This is a genomic window from Thioclava sp. L04-15 (genome assembly GCF_002020275.1).
Lineage (GTDB): Bacteria > Pseudomonadota > Alphaproteobacteria > Rhodobacterales > Rhodobacteraceae > Thioclava > Thioclava marina.
In genome coordinates this window covers 2,501-5,491 of sequence record NZ_MPZW01000022.1, presented here as the reverse complement: position 1 = coordinate 5,491, position 2,991 = coordinate 2,501, and the positions used below count along the sequence as shown (strand labels likewise).

Sequence of the window (2,991 nt, the reverse complement as noted above, 5' to 3'; positions counted from 1 at the left end):
TGCTTCCAGCGGAGGAATCCGAATGCAAAAAGCGCCCCTTGGGGCGCCATCGAACTGTATTTCAAAAGATTTGGTTGCGGGAGCAGGATTTGAACCTGCGACCTTCAGGTTATGAGCCTGACGAGCTACCGGGCTGCTCCATCCCGCGCCAATTCCCGAGGGCTTTATATTGCGATCGGGGATGATATCGTTTTGAGAGATGATTTGCTCGCTTCTTTCTAGGTTTGGCGGTGACCTACTCTCCCACGTCTTAAGACGCAGTACCATTGGCGCGACGGCACTTAACGGCCGAGTTCGGAAAGGGATCGGGTGTTTTGCTCGTGCTATGACCACCAAACCGAGGAAGAAGCGTGTCCAAGTCATGTATTGTGCATGCTGTTTTGATCTTAGCCAGAGGTCTGGCTACTACCGGATCAAATCAAGCCAATCGGGCAATTAGTACTGGTCAACTGAACGCGTTGCCGCGCTTACATCTCCAGCCTATCGACGTGGTGGTCTTCCACGGCCCTCAAGGGATACCTAGTTTTGAAGGGGGCTTCCCGCTTAGATGCTTTCAGCGGTTATCCTGTCCGGACATAGCTACCCAGCACTACCGTTGGCACGATAACTGGTCCACCAGTGGTCCGTTCACCCCGGTCCTCTCGTACTAGGGGCAACTCTTCTCAAGTATCCTACACCCACGGCAGATAGGGACCGAACTGTCTCACGACGTTCTAAACCCAGCTCACGTACCTCTTTAAATGGCGAACAGCCATACCCTTGGGACCTGCTCCAGCCCCAGGATGAGATGAGCCGACATCGAGGTGCCAAACGATGCCGTCGATATGGACTCTTGGGCATCATCAGCCTGTTATCCCCAGAGTACCTTTTATCCGTTGAGCGATGGCCCTTCCACTCGGGACCACCGGATCACTATGGCCGACTTTCGTCTCTGCTCGACTTGTCAGTCTTGCAGTCAGGCTGGCTTCTGCCATTGCACTCAACGAGCGATTTCCGACCGCTCTGAGCCAACCTTCGCGCGCCTCCGTTACACTTTGGGAGGCGACCGCCCCAGTCAAACTACCCACCACGCAGGGTCCCGGACCCGGATAACGGGCCGCGGTTAGACATCAAGAGTGCGAAGGGTGGTATCTCAAGGGAGGCTCCACCAAAACTGGCGTTCTGGTTTCAAAGCCTACCACCTATCCTGCACATCACAATCCTGATGCCAGTGCGAAGCTATAGTAAAGGTTCATGGGGTCTTTCCGTCTAACCGCGGGTAGTGTGCATCTTGACACACAGTTCAATTTCGCTGAGTCCACGTTTGAGACAGCGGGGAGATCGTTACGCCATTCGTGCAGGTCGGAACTTACCCGACAAGGAATTTCGCTACCTTAGGACCGTTATAGTTACGGCCGCCGTTTACCGGGGCTTCAATTCGGTGCTTGCACACCTCCTTTTAACCTTCCGGCACCGGGCAGGCGTCAGACTGTATACGTCGCCTTACGGCTTCGCACAGCCCTGTGTTTTAAGTAAACAGTCGCCACCCCCTGGTTTGTGCCCCCCACCCACACTTGCGTGCGAATGGGGCCTCCTTCTCGCGAACTTACGGAGGCATTTTGCCGAGTTCCTTAAACGTGGTTCTCTCAAGCGCCTTGGTATTCTCTACCAGTCCACCTGTGTCGGTTTCGGGTACGATCTTAAAGTGGGGCTATTTCCAGGAACCGCTAAGCAGCCCGTTCAATCCGATAAGAACGAACTACCCTCGCGATCCGTCACCACCACATGGCCCAGGAATATTAACCTGGTTCCCATCGACTACGCCTTTCGGCCTCGCCTTAGGGGTCGGCTTACCCTGCTCAGATTAGCTTTAAGCAGGAACCCTTGGACTTTCGGCGACAGGGTCTCTCACCCTGTTTGTCGCTACTCATGTCAACATTCTCACTTCTGATCACTCCACCGGATGCCTTACAGCCCGGCTTCACAGTCAGAACATTGCCTCCAATAGCTCCGAAGAGCGTAAGGAGGCAGCGTTCTATATCACAGAACGCTCCGCTACCACGCACATCACTGTGCATCCAAAGCTTCGGCTCGTGGCTTGAGCCCCGTTACATCTTCGCCGCAGGACCTCTTGACTAGACCAGTGAGCTGTTACGCTATCTTTAAAGGATGGCTGCTTCTAAGCCAACCTCCTGGTTGTTTTGGAAGTCCCACATGCTTTCCCACTTAGCCACGAATTGGGGGCCTTAGCTGTTGGTCAGGGTTGTTTCCCTCTCCACGACGGACGTTAGCACCCGCCGTGTGTCTGCCGATCAGTTCTTCCCGGTATTCGGAGTTTGCTTAGACTCAGTAAGGCTGTGGGCCCCCATCATCCATGCAGTGCTCTACCCCCGGGAGAATACAATCGACGCGCTACCTAAATAGCTTTCGCGGAGAACCAGCTATCTCCAGATTTGATTGGCCTTTCACCCCTAGCCACACGTCATCCGGACCCTTTTCAACGGGTGTCGGTTCGGACCTCCAGTGAGTGTTACCTCACCTTCATCCTGCACATGGCTAGATCATCTGGTTTCGGGTCTGATCCATCGAACTAAAACGCCCTTTTAAGACTCGCTTTCGCTACGCCTACACCTAACGGCTTAAGCTTGCTCGATAGACCAAGTCGTTGACCCATTATACAAAAGGTACGCCGTCAGAGCTCAAGGCTCCTCCGACTGCTTGTAGGCGTCCGGTTTCAGAAACTGTTTCACTCCCCTCGTCGGGGTGCTTTTCACCTTTCCCTCACGGTACTGGTTCGCTATCGGTCAGTAAGGAGTACTTAGCCTTCGAGGGTGGTCCCCCGATCTTCAGACAGGATTTCACGTGTCCCGCCCTACTTAATGCGTCCTATCGAGCTTCCCATACGGGGCTGTCACCCACTATGGCTGATCTTTCCAGATCATTCTGGTCACTTTCAAGGTTCGGCTGGTCCGCGTTCGCTCGCCACTACTAGCGGAGTATCTGTTGATTTCC

1 tRNA gene and 2 rRNA genes (1 of these 3 running past the window's edge) are annotated in these 2,991 nt (G+C 54.1%); all 3 read right to left on the bottom strand.

The features are described from left to right. Positions 1-71: 71 nt before the first annotated feature. Positions 72-148, bottom strand: a tRNA-Met gene (locus tag BMI90_RS18390). 74 nt (positions 149-222) lie between these two features. Continuing rightward, positions 223-337: ribosomal RNA gene (gene rrf, locus BMI90_RS18385) — 5S ribosomal RNA — on the bottom strand. Between the two features lie 77 nt (positions 338-414). Beyond that, positions 415-2,991 (bottom strand): 23S ribosomal RNA (locus BMI90_RS18380); it runs 255 nt beyond the window's last position.